The sequence below is a fragment of the Agromyces sp. P2_B3 genome (assembly GCF_056404815.1).
Map to the genome: position 1 here is coordinate 19,655 of NZ_JBFUDH010000008.1, position 17,579 is coordinate 37,233.

The following is a 17,579-nucleotide window of genomic DNA, read 5'->3' on the forward strand; positions in this document are numbered from 1 at the left end:
AGCCTAGGACGGCGCGCCGACACTCTTGCGCTCGTCCCCGGCCTCGGCCTCTGCCTCCGAACGCACCACCTCGGGGTCGTCGCCGTCCTTGGCCTCCTGCAGTCGCGGCAGCACCAGCCAGAGCAGCACGAGCACGATGGCGCCGACCACGAAGGTGATGATGCCGGCGGTCCGCGAGACCGCGAAGTCGAAGATCAGGGTCGTGACCCCGAGCACCAGCAGGGCGACCACCGCGAGGTGCGCGATGAGCAGCCGGTTGCCGGTGCGCACGATGCGTTCCTTCACCTGGTGCCGGAACAGCGTGCGATGCAGCGTCACCGGCGCGAGGCCCACGATCGTCGCCAGACCGGCGAGTGCGACGAGCACGAGGTAGAGGACGAGCTGGTACTGGTCGAGCTCCTCGAACCGCTGCTGGAAGGCGACCGCGAGGAGGAACCCGCCGATGAGCTGCGTGCCGGTGAGCGCGACCCGCAGCTCCTGAAGGATGTCGCTCCAGTTGCGATCGCTGCGCTCGTTGGGCGTCTCGTTCCGTCCGTCGCCCGGCGCGACGTCCTCGTCGTACGCCGGGCGGCTGGCGGCCGGGCTCGCGGATCGGGTGGCAGGGTCAGTGCCGTCGGGCGACGGGGCGTCGTCGACGCGGCCGAGTGCGTCGGAGACGGGCGGTCCGGCGTGTCGCGCGTTCATGCTCGATGGTAGCCACGCCGGCCCGGCGGCGGACAAGCCCTTGCGCCGCGCGTCGGCACAGCCCTAGAACGTCGCGCCCTCGACCCCCGAGATCGTGAGGGCTGCGCCGCCGAAGAAGACGGCGGCGATGAGCACGATGCCGACGATCGGGATCCAGAACGCGAGGCGCCGCAGCACGAGCACGATGACCGCGGCGATCAGGGCGAGCAGGCCGACCACGAGCGGGCCGATCAGCGCGATGACCATGCCGGTGCCCATGCGGTCGTAGTCGCACACCGTGCTGGCCCCGCACGAGTCGCCCGCGAACGCGAGGAACACCGCGAAGAACGACGCGAGCAGCGCCGCGCCGATCATGACGACGAGCAGCACGATGGTGAGCACCAGGTCCCACATGACCACGGGCCGCTTCGCCGGTGCGGATGCCGCGTACGGCTGCACTGCCTCGGTCATGCGCTCCCCCGACCCGCGTTCGCCGGTCGCTCCGCTGGCCGAATTCTGGCAGCCGGGCGCCGGATGCTGCAAGGATCGGGTGCGGGGAACGCGCGGGCACGTGCGGGCGACCCGCGCGTGAACGCAGGCGATCGAGTGGGACGGGGCAGCCGTATGGCCGTGGGATTCAGCGTCGAGGGCATCGAGGGCCTGCCGGAGGTGCAGCGCGGCGACGACCTGGCCGCGCTCATCGCGGGTGCGGTGGAGCTCGGCGACGGCGACATCCTCGTCGTCACCTCGAAGATCGTGTCGAAGTCCGAGGGGCGCATCGTCGAGGCCGCCGACCGCGAGGCCGCGATCACGGCCGAGACGGTGCGGGTCGTCGCGACCCGCGCCTACGACGGCGGCGTGACCCGCATCGTCGAGAACCGCCAGGGCATCGTCGGGGCGGCCGCGGGTGTCGACGCGTCGAACGCGCCGCACGGCACGGTGCTGCTCCTCCCGGTCGACCCCGACGGCTCCGCGCGGGCGCTCGCCACCGGCATCCGTGCGCTCACCGGCGCCGCGGTCGGCGTGATCCTGTCCGACACGCTCGGGCGCCCCTGGCGCGAGGGGCAGACCGACATCGCCATCGGCGCCGCGGGCGTGCACGTCTTCGAGGACCTGCGGGGGTCCGCGGATGCCGCGGGCAAGCCGCTCGCCGTCACCATGCCGTGCGTGGCCGACGAGATCGCCGGCGCCGCCGAGCTCGTGAAGGGCAAGTCGTCGGGCGTGCCGGTCGCGGTGGTGCGCGGGCTCGGACGGTACGTCGGCCCGCTCGACCTGCCGGGCGCACGCAGCATCATCCGCCCTGCGGAGCGCGACCTGTTCCGGGTGGGCGCCGACGAGGCGTACAACGACGGCTACCGCGACGGGTTCGACGAGTCGCAGGCCGAGGGTCCGCTCGCCTCGGAATGACACCCGCCTCCCGACGGGGGAGGATGGTGGGGTGTCTGCGCACATCGGCTACGCCGCGATGCTCGAGCGGTTCCCGCCCGCCGAGGCGGTGGCGCTGGCCGCGCTCGCCGAGTCGCACGGCTTCCGGGGGGTCATGGCGACCGACCACTTCCAGCCGTGGGTGCCGGCGCAGGGCGAGTCGTCATTCGTGTGGAGCGTGCTCGCCGCGATCGGCGAGCGCACCACGGGCGACCTCGGCCCGGGCGTGACGACCCCGACGTTCCGGATGCATCCGGCCGTCGTCGCCCAGGCGAGCGCGACGCTCGGGGCCCTCTATCCCGGCCGCCACTGGCTGGGCATCGGCTCGGGCGAGGCCATCAACGAGCATGTCGTCGGCCAGTACTGGCCCGAGGCGCCCGAGCGCATCAACCGCATGTTCGAGGCCGTCGACGTCATCCGCCGGCTCTTCGCCGGCTCCCTCGCCGGCCGCGACGTGCGCCACGCCGGCCCCCACTTCAAGCTCGAGTCGACCCGCCTGTGGACCATGCCCGAGGTCGCCCCAGAGATCCTCGTCGCGGCATCCGGACCCGTGACCGCCCGCCGTGCGGGCCGCAGCGTCGACGGGTTCATCACCACCGGCGCGCCGACCGACCGGCTCGCACCGCTGCTGCAGCGCTTCGCCGAGGGCGCCCGCGAGGCCGGCCGCAACGCCGCGACCATGTCGAAGGTGCTGCAGCTGCACCTGTCGTGGGCGCCGACCGACGAGCAGGCCATGCGCAACGCGCTCGTCGAGTGGCCGAACGGCGGCATGCGGTTCCCGCGCAGCGACATCCGCTCGCCCTACGAGTTCGACCAGCTCGCGCGCACCGTGCGCCCCGAGGACTTCTCCGGGCGCATGGTCGTCTCGGCCGATCCCGACGTGCACCGCGCCGACATCCAACGCCTGCTCGACCTCGGCTTCGACCGCATCTACCTGCACAACGTGGGCCGCAACCAGGCCGAGTTCCTCGAGGTGTTCGGCCGCGACGTGCTGCCCGGGCTGCGCGCATGAGGGCGCTCCGGATGCCGCGGGCGGGCGCGCGATGAGGTGGACGGTGGTGATCCCCGTGAAGGGGGCGCCGGCGGCCAAGAGCCGGCTCGGCCCCGCGGTCGACGACGACGCGCGTGCAGTGCTCGCGCGGGCGTTCGCGCTCGACACGATCGCGGCGGCAGTCGCCACCCCGTCGGTCGCGCGGGTGATCGTCGTCGGGGTCGACCCCGAGCTCGCCCGTGTCGCAGGTGCCGAGTTCGTGCGTGAGGGCGCGGGTGCTTCGGATGCCGCGGGCGGCGGCCGTGGGCTGCTCGCCGCCATCGCGCAGGGGGTCGACGTGGCCCGCGCCGAGGCGCCCGTCGCCGTGGCCGTGCTGCTCGGGGACCTGCCCGGGCTGCATCCCGAGGAGCTCGACCGCGCGCTCGAGGCCGCGGCGCGGCATCCGCTCGCCTTCGTGCGCGACGCCGACGGCACGGGCTCGACGCTCGCGACCGCGTCCGACGGGGTGGCGTTCGAGCCGCGGTTCGGGCCCGATTCGGCCGCCCGGCACGTGGCCGCCGGGTTCGTCGAGCTCGCGGCATCCGACCTGCCGGGCCTCACCCGCGACGTCGACACGGTCGACGGCCTCGAAATCGTGCTGCACCATGGAGTCGGCGACCACACCGCCGAAGCCGTGGCCCGGCTCGCCGATCGGAAGGGAACAGCATGACGCTCACACTCGGATACAAGGCCTCGGCGGAGCAGTTCGCCCCGCGCGAGCTCGTCGAGATCGCCGTCGCGGCCGAGGGGCACGGCATGGAGTCGGTATGGACGAGCGACCACTTCCAACCGTGGCGGCACACCGGCGGGCACGCGCCGTTCTCGCTCGCGTGGATGGCCGCGGTGGGAGAGCGCACGTCGACCGTGCGCATCGGCACGAGCGTGATGACGCCGACGTTCCGCTACAACCCGGCCGTGCTCGCGCAGGCGTTCGCCTCGCTCGGCGTGCTCTACCCCGACCGCATCATCGCCGGGTTCGGCACGGGCGAGGCGCTCAACGAGATCGCCACCGGCTTCCGCGGGGCGGGCGAGCAGGACTGGCCCGAGTTCAAGGAGCGGTTCGCGCGCCTGCGCGAGTCGGTGCGGCTCATGCGGGCGCTCTGGACGGGCGACGACCAGGTCAGCTTCGAGGGCGAGTACTACTCCACGCATGATGCCTCGATCTACGACCGACCCGAGGGCGGCGTGCCGATCTACATCGCCGCGGGCGGTCCGACGGTCGCGAAGTACGCCGGCCGCGCGGGCGACGGGTTCATCTGCACGTCGGGCAAGGGGGCCGAGCTCTACGTCGACCAGCTGCTGCCCGCCGTGAAGGAGGGCGTGGAGGCATCCGGCCGCTCGTTCGACGACCTCGACCGCATGATCGAGATCAAGCTGTCGTACGAGGAGACCGAGGAGGCCGCGCTCGAGAACACGCGGTTCTGGTCGCCGCTGTCGCTCTCGAAGGAGCAGAAGCACGACATCACCGACCCCGTCGAGATGGAGCGCGCCGCCGACGCCCTGCCGATCGAGGAGATCGCGAAGCGCTGGATCGTGGGCACCGACCCCGACGAGGTCGTGGCGCAGGTCGGGCAGTACATCGACTGGGGCTTCAACCACCTCGTGTTCCACGCGCCGGGTGCCGACCAGCGCCGGTTCCTCGAGCTGTTCGAGCGCGACCTGGCGCCGCGGCTGCGGGCGCGCTGACGCGGCCGGAGGAGATTCGCACCCGAGGAGGCGCCGGGCGGCGAATCCCACCTCCGCCCGGGCGAATCTCCTCCCGCCGTGCGGACGCCGACACCCGGGCGTGACCCCCCGGCGTCGACCCGCGGCGTCAGCCGGCCGGCTTCACCACCAGGCCCGTGCCGCCGCCACGGCGCACGGGCTCGGCGACCGCGGTCATGAGGCCCGTCGCGGGATCCACCTCGATCGCGGCCGCGGCGCCGATCTCCTTCGAGAGCGGACTCGTGGCCGTGCCCTGCACGGGCGCGAGGGCCTGGCCGAACGGCGCGAGGTCGTCCGCGTAGGCGGCGATGAACGCGTCCTCGGCCGGCGTCGGGGCCGCCGAGTTGCGCTGTGACGCGCGCGGTGCCGCCACGGCCTCGGGCAGCGTCATCCCGAGGTCGATGCGGTTCATGAGGATCTGGGTGACCGTGGTGATGATCGTGGCGCCGCCGGGCGAGCCGACGACGAACTTCACGTCGCCGTCGTCGAGCACGATCGTCGGCGACATCGACGAGCGCGGGCGCTTGCCCGGCTCGATGATGTTCGGGTCGGTGGGGTTCGGCACCGCGCTGAAGTCCGTCAGCTCGTTGTTGAGCAGGAACCCGCGTCCGGGAACGACCATGCCCGACCCGCCCGTCTGCTCGATGGTGAGCGTGTACGAAGCCGCGTTGCCCCAGCGGTCGACGACCGAGAGGTGCGTGGTCGACACGTTCTCGGTGTCGACGGGCTCGTCGAACGCCACGGCGTCGCAGCCCGCGGCATCCAGCGCCCCCGCCGGCACGGGCCGGAGCGAGGCGAAGTCGGGGTCGATCGTGCAGTCGCGCGCGTCGGCGAACTCCTGGCTGAGCAGGGTCTCGGTCGGCACGTCGACGAAGGCCGGGTCGCCGACGTAGGCGTTGCGGTCGGCGAACGCGTGCGCGGTGGCCTCGAAGTAGAGGTGCAGGCTCTGGCCGATGTTCGCGGGCGAGAGCTCGTGGTTCTCGAGGATGTTCAGCGACTCGCCGACGGTGGTGCCGCCCGACGACGAGGGCGCCATGCCGTAGACGTCGAGGCCGCGGTACTCGACGTGCGTCGGGTCCTGCACGACCACGTCGTAGCCCGCCAGGTCGTCGGCGGTCAGGTAGCCCGGGAAGGCGGGCAGCGTCGTGTCGGGGCTCGTCTGCGGGTCCTGCACGACGGCGGCGATCTCGTCGGCGATCGGCCCGTCGTAGAACAGGTCGGTGCCGCGCTTGCCGATCTCGCGGAGCGTCGCGGCGAGGTCGAGGTTCTTGAAGACCGAGCCGACCTCGGGGGCCTCGCCGCCGGGGAGGAACACCTCGGCCGTCGCCGGGAACGCCCCGAACCGAGCCTGGTTGTCGAGCGTCTGCTGGCGGAAGGTCTGGTCGACGGTGAAGCCCCTCGTGGCGAGCAGGGTCGCCGGCTTCAGGATGTCGCGCAGCGACTCGGTGCCGAACCGGTCGAGCGCCGTCTCCCAGGTCGCGAGGCTGCCGGGCACGCCGACGGAGACGCCCGACGACACCAGGTCGGCGAACGGATACGCCACCCCGTACGGCGCCGTCGCAGAGATGCTGCCGGGCACGATGAACGCGTCGCTCGGCATGGCCGCGGGCGCGGTCTCGCGTCCGTCGATCGTGGTGACCTCGCCGCTCGCGGCGTCGAAGTACACGAAGTACCCGCCGCCGCCGATGCCCGAGCTGTACGGCTCGGTGACACCGAGGGCGGCCGCCGTGGCGATCGCGGCATCCGCCGCATTGCCGCCGTCGCGCAGCACCTCGAGCCCGATGCGGCTGGCCTCGGCGTCGACCGACGACACCGCGCCGCCGTAGCCCGTGGAGGTCGACGGCGCGGGCGGGGTCGGCCGCCCGGTCAGGGCCCCGGCGCCGGCGACGGTCGCTGCCGGCGCAGCGGATGCCGGCGCGGCGCCCGCGACCAGGGCTGCGGTCACCACCGCGGCGAGCGAGATGGCGGCGACCCGCGCGGTGCGCGCGGAACGACGACGGACGACATCGGCCATGAGGACCCCCCGAAATGGTCACAGTTCGCGTACGGGCTCACCGTAGCCCCGCGCGAGCGCCGTTGACAACGGGTTGCTGACGCGCGGCACCCGTCGATCCTGTGTGTTCGCCATCGAACGGCGCCGGATGCCGCGGGCAGGCGTAGCCTGAATCCATGCGCCCCCGTGACACCGGGGCCTCCCGCAGGCTCAGCCGCTGGATCCCCGCCATCGCCGCTCCCATCGCGATCGCCGCCGCCGTCGTGCTCGTGCCGATGCAGGCGAACGCCGCCGTCGACCTGCCCGACCTCACGCCCGAGGAGCTCCTCGACCTCGTCGCATCGAGCGACGTCGAGGCGCTGTCGGGCACGATCGAGCAGACCTCCGACCTCGGGCTGCCCGACCTGTCGGGGCTGACCGGCGCAATGGGTGGAGCCGGCGGCGACAGCTCCGGGCAGAACGGCTTCGGTGGGGGTGACGGCGCGTCGGCGACCGACCTGCAGGACCTCCTCGACCTCGCGACCGGCACGCACTCGGCCCGCGTGTACCTCGACGGCTCGAGCGCCCGGCTGCAGGTGCTCGACCAGCTCGCAGAGCGCAACGTCTACGTCTCGGAGGACGGCGCCTGGGTCTACGACTCCCGTGAGGAGGCCGCCACCCACGTGACCGTCGACCGCGCCGCGATCGACGCCCTGAAGGCCGATGCGACGTCGCACGCCGACGAGTGGCAGCAGGAGCTCGAGGCCGAGCTCGGCGCGCCGCTGCCGACGCCCGACGAGGTGCTCGCCCAGGTGCTCGCGAAGCTCGACGAGTCCACCGAGGTGTCCGTCGGCACCGACACCCGGGTCGCCGGCCGCGAGGTCTACGAGCTCGTGCTCGAACCGCGCGACGACGACACGCTCGTCGGCGAGGTGTCGGTGGCCGTCGACGGCCAGAACGGCGTGCCGCTCGCGGCATCCGTCACCGCTCGCGGCGCCGACGAGCCCGCGTTCAGCGTCGCGTTCACGAAGGTGTCGTTCGAGGCGCCGGACGCCTCGGTGTTCGCGTTCACCCCGCCCGAGGGCACCACGGTGACCGAGCACGAGGTGGCCGTGCCGACGCCGGCCGAGCTCGAGCAGTGGCAGGCCGAGGCCGAGGCGAAGGCCCAGGCCGAGGGCAGCGCCGACGCGTCGTCCGCCGAGCCGCAGCCGCAGGTCCTCGGCGAGGGCTGGTCGTCGGTGCTCGTGCTTCCGGCGGGCATGGGCGCAGCGGATGCCGCGGGCGGTCCGGCCGGCTCCGGTGATGCGGATGCCGCGAGCGGCGGCCTCGGCGAGGCATCCGGAATGCTCGACGCGCTCACCGAGCCCGTCGAGGGCGGACGCATCCTGAGCACCTCGCTCGTGTCGGTGCTCTTCGCCGACGACGGACGCGTGCTCGTCGGCGCGGTGACGCCCGAACGCCTGATCGACGCCGCCGCGAGCGGTCGCTGACGGGCGCCGCGCGTGACGGCACTGGCGATCGAGACGCACGGCCTCACCAAGCGCTTCCGCTCGCAGCTCGCCGTCGACGGCCTCGACCTCGCGGTGCCCGAGGGCGCGGTCTTCGGATTCCTCGGCCCGAACGGCTCGGGCAAGACCACCACGATCCGGATGCTGCTGGGTCTCGTCGCGGCGACGGCCGGCGACGCCCGGGTGCTCGGCGCCGACATGCCGAAGCACGTCGACTCGGTGCTGCCGCGCGTGGGCGCCCTCGTGGAGGGGCCGGCGTTCTCGCCGTACCTCTCGGGTGAGGCGAACCTGCGCCGCTTCGACGCCGCCGATCGGCGCGCGCCGCGCCGCACCCGCGCGGCCCGCGTGGCCGACGCGCTCTACCGGGTCGGGCTCTCGCACGCCGCCCGGAAGAAGGTGCACGCCTACTCGCTCGGCATGAAGCAGCGACTCGGCATCGCGAACGCGCTGCTCATGCGCCGCGAGCTGCTCGTGCTCGACGAGCCCACCAACGGGCTCGACCCGCAGGGCACGCGCGAGGTGCGCTCGCTCATCCGAGGGCTCGCCGACGACGGCACGACGGTGTTCGTGTCGAGCCACCTGCTCGCCGAGGTCGAGCAGGTGTGCTCGCACGTCGGCGTGATGAGTGCCGGGCGGCTGGTGGCGCAGGGCACGCTCGACGCGTTCCGCGACGAGGGCGAGACCCAGGTGCTCGTGCGCACGCCCGACGTCGGGCCGGCGCGCGAGGTGCTGGCCCGGCTCGGGCTCGGGCTCGGACTCCGCGATGGGGGCGGCGAGCGCGGCGAGGGCGAGGGCCGCGGCGCTCGCCTCGACGGGAACGCCGACGAGGTCTCGGCCCGTCTCGGCACCGTGGCGCCCGAGACCGTCGTGGCGGCCCTCGTTGAGGCCGGCGTGCGGGTGCGCGGCTTCGAGACCGTGCACGCGAGCCTCGAGCAGCGGTTCGTCGAGCTCACGGGCGAGGGGTTCGACGTTGTCCAGTGAGGCGGTGCCGGCAGGGGCGGTCGAGCGCGAGGCGGAGCCGGCTGCGCCGGCCGCGACGGCGACGGCGCGCCCCGGCGGATCGATCGGCCTCTTCGGCTCCGAGCTGCTCACGCTGTTCCGGCGCCGGCGCACCTGGGCGCTGCTCGGCGCGCTCGCGCTCATCCCGGTGCTCATCGGCGTCGCGATCCGGGTCGCGGGTGACGCCCCGGCAGGGCGTGGTCCGGCGTTCCTCGGGCAGGTCACCGAGAACGGGCTCTTCGTGGGCATGGTCGCCGTCATCGTGGCGACCCCGCTCTTCCTCCCGCTCACGATCGGCGTGGTGGCGGGCGACGCGATCGCCGGCGAGGCCAGCCACGGCACCCTCCGCTACCTGCTCATCGCGCCCGCCGGACGCATCCGCCTGCTCGTCGTGAAGTACCTCGTGGCCGCCGTCTTCTGCGCGGCCGCGGCGCTCACGGTGGTCGTCGTCGGCACGATCGTGGGCTGGGTGCTCTTCCCCATCGGCCCCGTGACGCTGCTCTCGGGCACGACGGTGAGCGTCGGCGAGGGCCTGCTGCGCTTCCTCGCCATCGCGGCCTACGTCACGGTGTCACTGCTCGGGATGTCGGCGATCGGCGTGTTCCTCTCCACGCTCACGACCGTGCCCGTCGGCGCGATGGCCGCGACGGCGATCCTCGCGGTCGCGGCGCAGATCATGGGCGCGCTGCCGCAGCTCGACTGGCTGCATCCGTGGCTCTTCACCGAGTACTGGCTCGGCTTCGGCGACCTGCTGCGCGACCCGCCCGTGTGGGACTCGTTCGTCGACAACGCCGTGCTGCAGGCGGGCTACGTGATCGTGTTCGGCGCGCTCGCCGCCGGCCGGTTCCTCACCAAGGACATCCTGTCGTGACGGATGCCTAGTGCTGCGGCATCCGTTCAGTTAGCGCCCGTCGGGCGTGGCGGAGGTCGGTGCAGGCGCCGGCGCCGTGGTCGAGGCCCGGCGCTCGCCGAAGCTCGGCGGGATCGCGCAGTAGTCGTAGAAGTACCGCTTCGGGGTGGCCTCGTCGGTGACGTCGACGTTCACGTTGACGTTGGTCTTCGGCAGCTCGTCGCCGGCGAGGGTCCACGCGGTGAAGTGCCAGATGCCGCGCACCGCGTCATTGAGCAGGCGGCGGCCGTCGACGACGAGCACCGTCTCGGCGCCCGCCTCGCCCTCCGCCCCGGGCAGCGTGCCCGCCCGGAACGGCTCGACGGTGTCGCGCCGAAGCGTCGCCTCGTCGACGTCGCCGAGCGATCGGCGCAGCACGGTCTGCCCGCGTTCGCGGAGCACGTCGGCGAGGTCGTCCGCGAAGCGGGCCGCAGGCCCGTCGGTGGCACCCTCGACGGCGACGAGCCGTCGCCCGGCCCACGAGTTGTGGAGGAACTCGAGGGCGATCCAGTCGAGCAGCGCGCGCCGCTCGTCGCTCAGCTCAGCAGCCATGGATCAAGGCTACGCCCGCCCTCGGTGCCGGCCACCGGCGGGATCCCACACCGTCACCCAGGAAGTCGGGCGAGCGCAATACGCTGATCACCCGGGGCGGCGGGGAGGGGATGGCGATGGTCGAGGTGATCGTGGTCGGCAGCGGGCCGGCCGGCATGATGCTCGCGGGTGAGCTGGCGTTGGCGGGGGTCGTCCCGATCGTCGTGGAGCGCCGCACGAGCGCGGAGCTCGCCGGATCGCGGGCGGGCGGGTTCCACTCGCGCACGATCGAGCTCCTCGACCAGCGCGGCATCGCCGACCGGTTCCTCGCGGCGGGACGCACGGCGCAGACCGCACGGTTCGGCACCTCCGTGCTCGACATCAGCGACTTCCCCACGCGGCATCCGTACGGCCTCGCGCTCTTCCAGAACCAGATCGAGCCGATCCTCGCCGGCTGGATCGAGGAGCTCGGCGTACGCGTCGAGCACGGACGTGAGGTGACCGGCCTCACGCAGGACGAGGACGGGGTCGAGGTCGTGTTCGCTGACGGCGAAATCCGGCGGGCGGCGTACGTCGTGGGCGCCGACGGCGGCCGCAGCGTCATCCGCAAGGCGGCCGACATCGAGTTCCCGGGCTGGGATGCCACGCGCAGCAACCTCATCGCCGAGGTGGAGGTGACCGAGGAGCCGCCGGCCGGCTTCGTCCAGGACGAACTCGGCATCCACGCGCTCAGCCTCATGGAGGACGGGCGCAGGTATCGGGTGGTCACGACCGAGCGGCAGCTGGGCGGGGCGGGTGCGGCGACGCTCGACGACCTCAGCGCCGCGCTCATCGCGGTGTACGGCACGGACTTCGGGGTGCACGACCCGACCTGGATCTCACGATTCACGGATGCCACGCGCCAGGCCGCGACATATCGCGCCGGCCGGGTGCTGCTCGTCGGCGACGCAGCGCACATCCACTACCCCGCCGGCGGACAGGGGATCGGCCTGGGCATCCAGGACGCGGTGAACCTCGGCTGGAAGCTCGCCCGGGTCGCGACGGGCACCGTGCCCGATTCGCTGCTCGACACGTACCACGCGGAGCGGCATCCGGCCGGGGCGCGCGCCCTCGACCTGTCGATGGCGCAGACGGTGCTGCAGCGCAACGACCCGCGCACCGCGGCGCTGAACGGCATCCTCGGCGACGTGATGGCGACGACGCCCGCCCGCGACGAGGTCGCCGCGCGCATCCACGGCCTCGACGTCGCGTACGACCTCGGCGAGGGGCATCCGCTGCTCGGACGACGGATGCCCGACCTCGACCTCGAGACGACGGCGGGGCCCACCCGGGTCTTCGAGCTGCTGCACCGGGGCGAGCCCGTCCTGCTGAACTTCGCCGAGCCGGGCCGGATCGACGTCGGGCCGTGGTCCGACCGGATGCGCGCCTTGGACGTGCGGTCCTCCGGAGCGTGGGAACTGCCGGTGCTCGGGGAGGTGCCGCCGCCGTCGGCGGTGCTCGTGCGGCCCGACGGTCACGTGGCCTGGGTGGACGAGGGAGCGGGCGAGCCGCTCGCCGCCGCGCTCACCCGCTGGTTCGGGCAGGAGTGAGCCGCGATCGCATCGGACCGGGATTGTCGGGTGCGCGCTCTCGCCGACGAGCAGGGTGGATGTTGAAGGGGGACGCCGTGATCGCAGAGCTCAACCGGCTCGTCGAGTTCATCGAGGACCACCTCACCGAGGAGATCGACATCGCCGGCCTGGCGGCCGGACTCGGAACGACCGAGTACCACCTCCGGAGGATGTTCTCGTCGCTCGCGGGCATGCCGGTGTCGGAGTACATCCGACGGCGCCGCATGGCCGTCGCCGCGGCCGACGTGCTCGGCGACGGCGACCTGCTGGGGATCGCAGTGCGGTACGGCTACGGCTCCACCGAGGCATTCAACCGAGCCTTCCGGTCGGTCCACGGCGTCGGTCCCGGCGACGTGCGCCGGAACGGTGGCCCCCTTCGCACGCAACCGCAGCTCAGGTTCCGCCTGACCGTAGAAGGGAACACCACGATGGACACCAGCATCGCCGAACGACCGGCGTTCCGGCTCGTCGGCCACTCGGCCCGTGTGCCGCTCATCCACCACGGCGTCAATCCGCACATCCAGGCGCACATCGCGTCGCTCCCCGCCACCGAGCACGCTCGCCTCAAGGAGCTCGGCGACACCGAGCCTGCCGGGCTGCTCCAGGTGAGCGCCGACGTGGATCCCGACTACGCGGAGGGCACCGAGCTGACCTACCTGCACGGGGTCGCGATCACCGCGACGACGCCCGGCCCCGACGACCTCGACGCGATCGAGGTGCCTGCCGGCACCTGGGCCGTGTTCCGCACGTCGGGTCCCTATCCGGCGGCCCTCCAGGCCACGTGGGCCGCGACCGCCACGGACTGGTTCCCCTCCAACCCGTGGCGGTTGCGGCCGGGACCCTCGATGGTGGCCATCCGCGACCGTGCCGCCGATTTCAGCACGGCGACCTGCGAGCTGTGGCTGCCAGTGGAACGGGCCTAGCGTTCCGCCGTGATGCGGTGGCCCGGCGCTGCGCCACGCCGGGCTGCCGAGTACTCAGCGCCAGAACACGGTGAGCTGGTCGGCGAGCGCCCGGCCCTGGGCGTAGCCACCGCGCGCGGCGGGGAGGCGGGTCGACGGGTCCAACGCGTTGGCGTTGAACACGTCGCCCGCCCCGGCATCCGGGAAGACCGTCTCGACCTCGCTGCCCCCGGCACGCAGCTCGCCCACCTGGGTGGCGAGATCCATGCCCCACTCCAGCGGCGTCCGCGACCTGCCGCCGAACGGCTCCAGCACGAGCACCCGGGCCGAACCGGCCGCGAGGTCGGCGTTGGAGCTGCGTCGATAGCCGCCGTTCAGGTATCGGCGCTCGCCGATCGGGTAGGGCGTCATCGCGGAGGTGCTCGCGGCGACCGCGTCGACCAGGTCGATGCCCGAGTGGCGGTCGAACACCACCGGTTCCCCGGTCTGCGCGTCCAGCGCCGGGATCAGCACCGCCTGCTCCGGCCACTCGTGGCGCGGGAGCCGGGCCGCGACGATGTCGCGCCAGCGGGCACCGGATGCCCCGCCGGAGGTGTCGCGCTCGAGCGCGGCGGCGCCCATCCGGCGACGCATGTCCGCGGCATCCGTGGACGCAGCGATGATCTCGTCGGACCAGTTCATGTAGCCCGGTCCGGAGAGCTGCCCTGGGCGCCCCGCGCCCGACGCAGGGGTGTCGGCCGGTGCCCGCGGCGGCTGCGGCGGCTCGGCGAGGATGGCGGCGTACAGCTCGGCCGGCCGCAGGCCGCTGGTGATCTGGGCGGCGACGGTCGAGCCCGCCGACGTGCCGATGATGAGCTCGGCCTCGGTGAGATCGACGCCGGCCTCGCACAGGCCCGCGATGAGGCCGAGTTGCCAGGCGTTGCCGGCCGCTCCGGCGCCGGCGAGCACCAGCGCGCGAGTGGGCGAGCTCGTCGAGTCGTCGGGTGACGTCGAGGGAGGTGTGAGGTTCGAAGGAGGTGTGGTGTGCATGGGAGTCGCCTTTCGCGATGTGCCTGTCGGCGCTCCCGGTTGCGACTACCTCCGTCGCGGCATCGTGGACTGCGGGGGAGCACCCATTACGGATACTGCGTTCATGGGTCTCACCTCCAGCTGGTCGGTCACGATTGCCAGAACGCTAGCACGGCTCGGTTCGGTTCGGCTCGGCTCGTCCTCGCTCGGCTTCACTCGACGGCCGCGGCGCCAGGTGCGCGGTCCGTTCCGCTCCTTCCGCCACGAGCATTCCTTCGCTCCGGATGCCGCGGCCACCGTCATGGTCGACACACTGACGATCGCGTCGCCGATCTTCGGTCGGCTCGCGGAACGCCTCGTGCTCGTCCCCTACCTCCGCCGGCTCATCCGACGCCGGAACGCATACCTCCTCGCCGCGCTCGATGCGACGGCCGGCGCTGACCGGGAGTCGCCGTCCGAGGCGAACGGCTGGACATAGGCTGACGGCATGAGCCTCGACCTCGACGCCGTCTATCGCGACCTGCACGCCAATCCCGAGCTGTCGTTCCAGGAGCACCGCACGGCCGGCATCGTCGCCGAGGCGCTCGGCCGATTCGGGTTCGACGTGACCACCGGCGTCGGCCGCACCGGCGTCGTGGGCGTGCTCGAGAACGGTGAAGGACCGACCGTGCTGCTCCGCGCCGACATGGACGGTCTCCCCGTGCTCGAGGCGACCGGGCTGCCCTACGCGAGCACCGCGCGCGGCACCGACCCCGACGGCCACGACGTGCCGGTCATGCACGCGTGCGGCCACGACGTGCACGTCACGTGCCTGCTCGGCGCGAGCGAACGCCTCGTCGCCGATCGCAACTCGTGGACGGGCACGCTGGTCGTCCTGTTCCAGCCCGCGGAGGAGTGGGGCGGCGGCGCGCAGGCGATGGTCGACGACGACCTGTACGGTCGCGTGCCCACGCCCGATGTGGTGCTCGGCCAGCATGTCGCGCCCTTCCCCGCCGGCTTCGCCGCCGTGCACGCGGGCGTCGCGATGGCCGCAGCCGATTCGCTCACGGTGCACCTGCACGGAGCCGGCGGCCACGGCTCCCGGCCCGAGACGACGGTCGACCCCGTGTACCTCGCCGCCGCGACCACGATGCGACTGCAGGGCATCGTCGCCCGAGAGCTCGCTGCGACGGATGCCGCGGTGGTCACGGTCGGCCAGCTCCACGCCGGCACGAAGCACAACATCATCCCTGCAGAGGCGACGCTCGGGCTCAGCGTGCGCAGCTTCGACGAGCACGTGCGAACGAAGGTGCTGGCCTCGATCGAGCGCATCGTGAAGGCGGAGGCCGCGGCATCCGGTGCACCCCGCGAGCCCGAGATCGTCTTCGACGAGCGGTTCCCGCTCACGGTCAACGAACCGGCCGCGACCGAGCGCACGGCCGCCGCCCTGCGCGCCGCGCTCGGCGACGATCGGGTCATCGATCCCGGTGTCGTCTCGGGGAGTGAGGACGTGGGCATCCTCGCATCGGCGGCGGGCGTGCCGCTCGTCTACTGGTTCCTCGGCGGAGCCGACCCCTCGCTCTTCGGCGATGCGCTCGCGACCGGGCGCATGCCAGACGACATCCCGTCGAACCACTCGCCGTACTTCGCGCCGCTCATCGATCCGACCCTGGAGGCAGGTGTGGTCGCCCTGGTCGCGGCAGCCCGGGAGTGGCTCGGCAGGGCCTGAACGCGCCCGTCGGCGACAGGCGCACGCGGCATCCGCTCGATGCCCTCGGCGGATGCCCCGCCGGCGTCTTCAGGTGGTCGGACCGGCCGTCGCCGTGGCGCCCTCGATGATCACGCTGAGGCAATCGCCGAAGAGGTCGTCGGGAGTCCGGCCGCCTTGGAAGTACTCGCCGATCCCGGCGACCACGGTCGGGTAGGCGTTCGTGAAGGCCTCGAGGTCGAAGTCCTGCGCGGGGTCCGTGGACGGAGGACGGGTCTGCTCCTCGAGGACATGGCCGACGGTGAAGTGCTCGACGGTCAGCACGATCAGCCGGGCCTGTCGCAGTGGAACCTCGCGGGCGACCAGGGAGCTGATCGCGAGCTCGGAGATGGCGGCCATCCGCAGGGAGGCCTGCGACGTGGAGATGATCCGGGCGCCGTCGGGATGCGCGAGGAGCGCACGACGCAACCGCTCGGCGAGTCCGACCAGCCACCCCTGCCACGGTTCGTCGGGCTTCGGCGGCAGCATCTCGGGGAACTCGGCTTCGAGGATGGCATCGGCGATCGCCGTGATGAGGGACGCCTTGTTCGGCAGGTGCCAGTAGAGCGTCGGCTGCTGCACCCCGAGCCGGGCCGCGAGCCTGCGCAGCGTCACGCCGTCGAGGCCGTCGGCGTCGAGCAGCGCCAGGGCCTCCGTGACGATCTGCCGTCGATCCAGCGCCACCCGCCCCACCTCCGCGGCCACTCTATCAACGATTGAGGCGTCTCCCTATCGGTGATAGAGTGCGCACGATCACTGAGAGAGATCGCGAGAGGAAGAGGCAACCATGACTGACAAGGGCTCGCTCGTCGACACACTGCACGAGGCAACGCACCGCATCCCGGGCGTCTCGGGCCATGAGGACCGGCCGTCCGGCCACCACGGCACCACGCATCACTCGCGCACGGCGCAGGACTCGAGTGCGCGGCGCCGCCCGTCCGTCCGCAGGCGGAACCACGCGTCGGCCCGCCCCCCGCGCGTGCTCGTGGCGTGGCAGCGGCGGATCGCGGCGTTCTTCGGCCAGGAGGTGTAGCCGCAGGCTCTCGCCGTCGCCCTCAGAGTGGGACAGAATCAGGCCATGACCAAGGCCGGGCTCGTGCTGGTCGTGACGATCGCGGTGATCGGCCTCTCGGCCTGTGCAGAGAGCGACGGCGGTGGCCGGTCGGATGCCGCGACTGCGACGCCGGTCTCGCCGGCCGCGACCCTCGTGCCGATGACCGGCGACGCGATCCTCATCGAGACGAGGGTCACCGACGCGAGACGACACACGGGCGAAGTCCTCGGTGAGTTGCTCATCGGCGAGTCGGCCTTCTGCTCCGGGGGAGCGAGCAGCGGCTCGAGCCAGGGCCCGACGATCACCACGACGTTCAGCTGCGCGGAGGGCACGCTGACGGTGCAATACGCACCGACCCAACGCAGCCTGGTCCAAGGCGCCGCCTGGATGGTCGTGAGCGGAACCGGCCTCTTCGACGGCCTGCACGGAGGCGGATCCATGGTGGCCGTGTTCGACAGCGAGGACCCCGACTCGGGTCGAGAGGTCTTCACCGGCACGATCACCCCGTGAGCGGGCGCCGCGGTGAGGCCAGCGGGTCGGCGGCCGCAGATCTTCGCG

19 protein-coding genes are annotated in these 17,579 nt (G+C 72.8%); 13 read left to right on the forward strand and 6 right to left on the reverse strand.

Annotation, left to right across the window (positions count from 1 at the left end):
• Positions 1–3 precede the first annotated feature (3 nt).
• A complete protein-coding gene (locus AC1DZA_RS13105) occupies positions 4–684 on the reverse strand; it encodes a DUF6328 family protein (protein ID WP_476773054.1) in 681 nt (226 codons plus the stop codon).
• A gap of 63 nt (positions 685–747) precedes the next feature.
• Positions 748–1,338, reverse strand: a complete 591-nt coding sequence (locus AC1DZA_RS13110; RefSeq protein ID WP_476773153.1) for a DUF6264 family protein — start codon at positions 1,336–1,338, stop codon at positions 748–750.
• On the opposite strand from AC1DZA_RS13110, the gene cofE reads away from it, so the two are divergent.
• The 4 genes from cofE to fgd are packed head-to-tail and all read left to right on the forward strand — an operon-like array spanning position 1,288 to position 4,804.
• A complete protein-coding gene (cofE, locus tag AC1DZA_RS13115; protein ID WP_476762909.1) occupies positions 1,288–2,070 on the forward strand; it encodes a coenzyme F420-0:L-glutamate ligase in 783 nt (260 codons plus the stop codon). The two genes, AC1DZA_RS13110 and cofE, sit on opposite strands and share 51 nt — an antisense overlap.
• 31 nt (positions 2,071–2,101) lie before the next feature.
• Complete coding sequence (locus AC1DZA_RS13120; protein WP_476762908.1) at positions 2,102–3,100, forward strand: TIGR03557 family F420-dependent LLM class oxidoreductase; 999 nt, start codon at positions 2,102–2,104, stop codon at positions 3,098–3,100.
• Positions 3,101–3,143: 43 nt separating this feature from the next.
• Positions 3,144–3,788 (forward strand): 2-phospho-L-lactate guanylyltransferase, encoded by a 645-nt coding sequence (gene cofC, locus AC1DZA_RS13125; RefSeq protein ID WP_476773055.1) that lies wholly within the window; start codon positions 3,144–3,146, stop codon positions 3,786–3,788.
• Entirely contained in the window at positions 3,785–4,804 is a 1,020-nt protein-coding gene (gene fgd / locus AC1DZA_RS13130; RefSeq protein ID WP_476762906.1) for a glucose-6-phosphate dehydrogenase (coenzyme-F420), read from the forward strand. Before cofC ends, fgd begins: the two co-directional genes overlap by 4 nt.
• Positions 4,805–4,931: 127 nt before the next feature.
• Here the strand turns inward: fgd and ggt are convergent, their stop codons facing one another.
• The gene (ggt, locus tag AC1DZA_RS13135) at positions 4,932–6,836 is read right to left on the reverse strand and encodes a gamma-glutamyltransferase (protein WP_476773056.1); all 1,905 of its coding nucleotides are present in this window, start codon (positions 6,834–6,836) and stop codon (positions 4,932–4,934) included.
• 155 nt (positions 6,837–6,991) lie between these two features.
• Between ggt and AC1DZA_RS13140 the strand changes: the two genes are divergently transcribed.
• The 3 genes from AC1DZA_RS13140 to AC1DZA_RS13150 are packed head-to-tail and all read left to right on the forward strand — an operon-like array spanning position 6,992 to position 10,172.
• Positions 6,992–8,284 carry a LolA family protein gene (locus AC1DZA_RS13140; RefSeq protein ID WP_476760619.1) on the forward strand — a complete coding sequence of 431 codons (1,293 nt, stop codon included), beginning with the start codon at positions 6,992–6,994 and terminating at the stop codon, positions 8,282–8,284.
• A 12-nt stretch (positions 8,285–8,296) separates the two neighbouring features.
• The gene (locus AC1DZA_RS13145) at positions 8,297–9,283 is read left to right on the forward strand and encodes an ABC transporter ATP-binding protein (RefSeq protein ID WP_476760620.1); all 987 of its coding nucleotides are present in this window, start codon (positions 8,297–8,299) and stop codon (positions 9,281–9,283) included.
• Positions 9,284–9,287: 4 nt separating this feature from the next.
• Positions 9,288–10,172, forward strand: a complete 885-nt coding sequence (locus AC1DZA_RS13150; RefSeq protein ID WP_476760621.1) for an ABC transporter permease — start codon at positions 9,288–9,290, stop codon at positions 10,170–10,172.
• Between the two features lie 30 nt (positions 10,173–10,202).
• Here the strand turns inward: AC1DZA_RS13150 and AC1DZA_RS13155 are convergent, their stop codons facing one another.
• Positions 10,203–10,742, reverse strand: coding sequence for a nucleoside/nucleotide kinase family protein (locus AC1DZA_RS13155; RefSeq protein ID WP_476773057.1), 540 nt, complete (start codon positions 10,740–10,742; stop codon positions 10,203–10,205).
• Between the two features lie 116 nt (positions 10,743–10,858).
• Here AC1DZA_RS13155 and AC1DZA_RS13160 point away from each other — a divergent pair, with 116 nt between their 5' ends.
• Both AC1DZA_RS13160 and AC1DZA_RS13165 read left to right on the forward strand, forming a co-directional pair.
• Positions 10,859–12,310, forward strand: coding sequence for an FAD-dependent monooxygenase (locus AC1DZA_RS13160; protein ID WP_476773058.1), 1,452 nt, complete (start codon positions 10,859–10,861; stop codon positions 12,308–12,310).
• A gap of 77 nt (positions 12,311–12,387) precedes the next feature.
• A complete protein-coding gene (locus AC1DZA_RS13165; RefSeq protein WP_476773059.1) occupies positions 12,388–13,254 on the forward strand; it encodes a GyrI-like domain-containing protein in 867 nt (288 codons plus the stop codon).
• Positions 13,255–13,308: 54 nt separating this feature from the next.
• Here AC1DZA_RS13165 and AC1DZA_RS13170 read toward each other — a convergent pair whose 3' ends face one another.
• Entirely contained in the window at positions 13,309–14,262 is a 954-nt protein-coding gene (locus AC1DZA_RS13170; protein WP_476773060.1) for a patatin-like phospholipase family protein, read from the reverse strand.
• A 103-nt stretch (positions 14,263–14,365) separates the two neighbouring features.
• Here AC1DZA_RS13170 and AC1DZA_RS13175 point away from each other — a divergent pair, with 103 nt between their 5' ends.
• Together AC1DZA_RS13175 and AC1DZA_RS13180 are read left to right on the forward strand one after the other, a co-directional pair.
• Positions 14,366–14,719, forward strand: coding sequence for a hypothetical protein (locus tag AC1DZA_RS13175; RefSeq protein WP_476773061.1), 354 nt, complete (start codon positions 14,366–14,368; stop codon positions 14,717–14,719).
• A gap of 9 nt (positions 14,720–14,728) precedes the next feature.
• Positions 14,729–15,949, forward strand: a complete 1,221-nt coding sequence (locus tag AC1DZA_RS13180) for an amidohydrolase (protein ID WP_476773062.1) — start codon at positions 14,729–14,731, stop codon at positions 15,947–15,949.
• 69 nt (positions 15,950–16,018) lie between these two features.
• On the opposite strand, the gene AC1DZA_RS13185 is transcribed toward AC1DZA_RS13180, so the two are convergent.
• Positions 16,019–16,651, reverse strand: a complete 633-nt coding sequence (locus AC1DZA_RS13185) for a TetR/AcrR family transcriptional regulator C-terminal domain-containing protein (protein WP_476773063.1) — start codon at positions 16,649–16,651, stop codon at positions 16,019–16,021.
• 103 nt (positions 16,652–16,754) lie between these two features.
• Here AC1DZA_RS13185 and AC1DZA_RS13190 point away from each other — a divergent pair, with 103 nt between their 5' ends.
• Both AC1DZA_RS13190 and AC1DZA_RS13195 read left to right on the forward strand, forming a co-directional pair.
• On the forward strand, positions 16,755–17,000 hold the full coding sequence (locus AC1DZA_RS13190) for a hypothetical protein (RefSeq protein WP_476773064.1): 246 nt from the start codon (positions 16,755–16,757) through the stop codon (positions 16,998–17,000).
• 45 nt (positions 17,001–17,045) lie between these two features.
• On the forward strand, positions 17,046–17,531 hold the full coding sequence (locus AC1DZA_RS13195; RefSeq protein WP_476760630.1) for a hypothetical protein: 486 nt from the start codon (positions 17,046–17,048) through the stop codon (positions 17,529–17,531).
• Positions 17,532–17,579 lie beyond the last annotated feature (48 nt).